The organism is Methylibium sp. T29, from assembly GCF_000576205.1.
GTDB lineage: Bacteria > Pseudomonadota > Gammaproteobacteria > Burkholderiales > Burkholderiaceae_C > Methylibium > Methylibium petroleiphilum.
On the sequence record NZ_AZND01000315.1, the window covers coordinates 1 to 3,271 of the forward strand.

Genomic DNA, 3,271 nt, shown 5'->3' on the forward strand with positions numbered 1-3,271 from the left:
GGCCTGGGCCGGCAGCAGTGGCCACGTGCGCGGCCCCAGCCAGCGCGCGCACACGGCGCCGGCGAACACCCGCGTGTCGGTCGTCAGGTTGAGCACCGCGTGCCGCGTGCTGCGCAGGTTGTCCAGCGTCGCGCTGGGCTTGAAGGGCATCAGCACCACCTGCTCGCCGCGGTAGCGCACGCCGAAGGGCGCAACATGCGGCGTGCCGTCGGCGGCCACCGTGGTGATCACGGTCTCGAAGATCTGGTCGTTCATTCCGTCGCGGGCGGCGGCTTCTTGCCGCCATGGGTCATCGTCGTTCCGGGGGCACACCAGGCGTCCAGGTCGTCGGCGCGCCGCGGCACCGCGACGCCCCAGTCCAGCGGCTGGTCCTGCACGTAGCGCTTGCCGAGCCGCCACGCGGTCTCTGCACGTGCAAGTTCCACGCCCATGTAGAACGCGTGCGCGGCGTCGTCCTCGAGGCCGAGCTGCGGCCACAGCGCGAAGGCATCCTGCGCCAGGCGCACGCCGTCGCGGTTGTAGACGTGCAGGCCCTCGGGCGAGATCTGCACGCGGAAGTTCGGGTCGCGCACCTGGGCCGCGGTCGCGGCGATCTCGGCCGGCGTGTCGGGAAACGGGTGCCGCGCGTGCGTGGTCATCAGCGTCGTTCATGCCCTTGGGCAGTGTGTTGTGGCGGGTGGCGGCGTGCATGATGCGGCGCGCCAGGTCGGCCTCGGCCACCGCGCGGCGCGCATGCTGGCTCACCTGCGTGGTCAGCACCGCGGCCACGTCGAGCTCGGCGCACAGGCCGAACAGCAGCGCATTGATGCCGCTGGTGTCGGCCTCGGTCAGCTCGGTGACGTTGCCCACGCCCATCATGATCGGCGCCTCGGGGTAGCGCTGGCGCAGCGCGTGGTAGCGCACGATCGACGCCGTGAAGCCGAACGGGATCGGGTCGAGGATGGGGTCGGCCAGGTAGGCCTTGCCGCGACGCTCCATCGTCTCGATCGCCTCGTGCAGCGTGGCCATGTCGGCCTGGTCGCTGGCGATCAGCACCGGCACCGAGTCCACCTCGTCGGCGATCCACAGCGTCTCGAGCTTCAGGCTCAGCAGGTAGTCGGCGCCGGCGCGGCCGCCGCGCAGCAGCTCGTCGGCGCTCATCGAGTCGACGCTGACGTTCCAGCCCTCGGCCTTCAGCGCCTTCACGCTGTCTTCCAGGTGATCGAAGGGCGTGGCCGGCAGGCAGCGAGGTCGATCACGTCGGCGCCGTCGGCCACCAGCGCGCGGGCGCGCTCCACGATCGCGGCCACCGTGAGCCGCGGTGCGTCGACGATCTCCGCGAAGATCGCCACCTGGTGCTCGCTCAGGTCGATGGGCTTCGCGGCGCGGTTGAAGAAGCGCGGCAGGTCCTTCAGTTCCTCCGGCCCGCGCTGCACCGGCACGCCGTAGTGCGCGCCGAGCGCGTCCACGTCGCCGCGGCAGCGGCCGGGCACGAGGAGGCGGTCCACGCGGCGCGGCCGGCCCTCGGCGTCCACGCTGGTCAGCGGCGCCGCGACGCGGCGACGGACCATGTCGGTCGTCATCAGCGCCGCCACCTGCAGGCCGATCTCGCGCACCTCCCAGGTGAAGGCCGGCGGCTCGATGCCGGCGAGCACGCGCTCCAGGCTGGGCTGCGCCAGCCGGCCGGTCAGGAAGACGATGTGTTCCATGCGAGCTTCAGCGCCTTCAGCCGCGCGTCGAGCGCGGCCTCCAGCTCGGCCGGCGAGCTGAGCACCTGGCAGTGGTCGATCCGCTTGAGCCGTTCCACGTTCTCCAGCTCGATGCCGCGCGGGCGCAGCGTGAGCCACTCGGTGGCATGGCTGCGCGGTGCCTTCGTGATGACCACCGGCTCGGTGTCGCAGGCGAACACCAGGCTGGGCACGCCCAGCTTGCCGGCCTGCGCGAACATGTTGGTCGGCAGCGTGTCCGATAAGCCGAACGCGCACTTGGCCACCGTGTTGCTGGTGGCCGGCGCGATGACCACGGTGTGGTACGCCTCCGCGTACAGCCGCCCGACCGGCACCGAGCTCGCGCTCTTGTCGCGGAACACGCGATAGCGCTCGCGCAGCAGCTCGAGGCGCATGCCGTACAGCGGCAGCACCTCGTCGGCGGCGCCCGACAGGAACAGGTCCACGTTGGGCAGCCGCGCCGCCAGCGCCATGGACTCCTCGAGGTAGTGACCCGAGCCGGTCACGCACCACGCGAAGCGCGAGCCGGGCGGGTCGTCGGTGGCCGGCGCGTGGTCGTCGCCCAGCGCCGCGGCCCAGCGCTTCGCCGCCTCACCCTGCAGCGGCGGGTCCGCTGCCGGGGTGGGAGAGGGCGATGTGCAGCTTGTGGAGCTTGCGGTAGAGGGTGTTGCGGCTGACATCGAGCGCCTTGGCGACATTGCTCACGTTCCAACGGTGGTCTTCCAGCAGCTGCAGCAGCACCTCGCGCTCCTTGGCCTGGATCGGGTTCATCGGCGGCAACGCTGGAGCTTCATTGTCGACGCTCGTCGACGCGGCCGGCGCCGGCAGGGTCAAGGGCGCACCGGCGCGGACGGTGGCTGCACGCAGCGAGGCGAGGTGCGGCAGGTCGATCAGGCCATCGTCGTCCGCCAGCGCGAGCGCGGTGCGCAGCGCATGGCGCAGCTGCCGCACGTTGCCGGGCCACGGGTGCTGCTCCAGCAGGGTCTGTGCCTCGGGCGTCAGCGAGGCCAGGCCGCCGGACTCCAGCGCCAGCAGCTCGGCGATCAGCGCGCGCCGGTCGCTGCGCTCGCGCAGCGCGGGCAGGCTGACCTCGAAGCCGCACAAGCGGTAGTACAAGTCCTCGCGGAAGCGGCCTTCCTCCACCATCTGCGCCAGCGGCCGGTGGCTGGCGCTGACCAGCTGGAAGTCCACGTCGACGGTTTCCTCGGCGCCGAGCGGCGTGACCTTGCGCTCGTCGAGCACGCGCAGCAGGCGGGCCTGCAGCGCCAGCGGCATGTCGCCGATCTCGTCGAGGAACAACGTGCCGCGGTCGGCCTCCAGCACCTTGCCGCGCCGGCCGCTGCGCTGTGCACCGGTGAAGGCGCCGGCGCGGTAGCCGAACAGCTCGGCCTCGATCAGGCTCTCGGGCAGGCTGGCGCAATTGACCGCGACGAAGCTGCCGGCGTGCTTGGGGCTGGCCGCATGCAGCGCGCGCGCGAACACCTCCTTGCCGGCACCGGTCTCGCCATGCAGCAGCACCGGGATGTCGCGCGCGATCGCGCGGCGTGCCTGGTCGAGCTGGCGCT

At 72.1% G+C, this 3,271-nt stretch carries 3 protein-coding genes and 1 pseudogene; all 4 read right to left on the reverse strand.

The features are described from left to right. A partial coding sequence (locus tag x551_RS20050; protein WP_036250583.1) for a DUF447 domain-containing protein occupies positions 1–255 on the reverse strand: 255 nt, incomplete at its 3' end. Then, positions 252–1,688, reverse strand: a pseudogene (locus x551_RS20055) (DUF6513 domain-containing protein). The gene x551_RS20050 and the pseudogene x551_RS20055, both read right to left, overlap by 4 nt. Next, positions 1,667–2,386 (reverse strand): flavoprotein, encoded by a 720-nt coding sequence (locus x551_RS20060; protein ID WP_081771427.1) that lies wholly within the window; start codon positions 2,384–2,386, stop codon positions 1,667–1,669. Before x551_RS20060 ends, x551_RS20055 begins: the two are co-directional and overlap by 22 nt. After that, a partial coding sequence (locus x551_RS20065) for a sigma 54-interacting transcriptional regulator (RefSeq protein WP_036250585.1) occupies positions 2,298–3,271 on the reverse strand: 974 nt, incomplete at its 5' end. The genes x551_RS20065 and x551_RS20060, both read right to left, overlap by 89 nt.